At 68.8% G+C, this 757-nt stretch carries 1 protein-coding gene; it reads right to left on the bottom strand.

Annotated features, from left to right (window positions below; all coding sequences use genetic code 11):
- Positions 1-757 (bottom strand): acyltransferase domain-containing protein (locus CCN29_RS34270; RefSeq protein ID WP_143661476.1); only part of this gene is annotated, 757 nt, incomplete at both ends.

Genomic DNA, 757 nt, shown 5'->3' with positions numbered 1-757 from the left:
GGTCGGAGGGGGATGCCGTGGGTGTAGGCGGTGGCGGCGGAGTGGCTGAAGTCGTGGGGGTCGCCGTGGTCGCGGTGGAGTGTGCCGAGGACGACGGGCTGGAGGTCGGGCAGGTCTTGGAGGGTTTGCTGGAGTGGGAGGGTGAGGACGGGGTGGGGGCTGATCTCGATGAAGGCGGACACGCCGGTTTCGGTGACCGCGCGGGTGGCGGCTTCGAATTCGACGGTGTGGCGCAGGTTGCGGAACCAGTACTGCGCGTCGAGGTCACTGCCCGGTACGAGTCCTGCGGTGAGTGAGGAGTAGAGGGGCACGTCTCCGTCGACGGGTGTGATGGGTGCCAGGGCTTCGAGGAGTTGGTCGTGCATGATGTCGACGAAGGAGGAGTGGGAGGCGTAGTCGACGGGGACGCGTCGGCATCGGATGTCGTGTTCGTCGCACCATGCGGTGAGTTGGTCGAGTGCGTGGGCGGGGCCGGACAGGACGGTGGTGGTGGGGCTGTTGACGGCGGCGACTTCGAGTCCGAAGCGGGTGGCGGCGTGTTCGGCGTCGGTTCGGGGGAGGGCGAGGGAGGCCATGCCTCCGTCGCCGGCGTATTGGGCGATGAGTTGGGAGCGCAGGGCGACGACGCGTGCGCCGTCGGAGAGGGAGAGGGCGCCGGCGACGGTGGCGGCGGCGATTTCTCCTTGGGAGTGTCCGATGACGGCGGTGGGGTGTACTCCGGTGGCGCGCCATTGTGCTGCGAGGGAGACCATGACGG

The sequence above is a fragment of the Streptomyces pseudogriseolus genome, assembly GCA_002154585.1.
GTDB lineage: Bacteria > Actinomycetota > Actinomycetes > Streptomycetales > Streptomycetaceae > Streptomyces > Streptomyces pseudogriseolus.
This window is presented reverse-complemented; position numbering and strand designations above follow the sequence as displayed.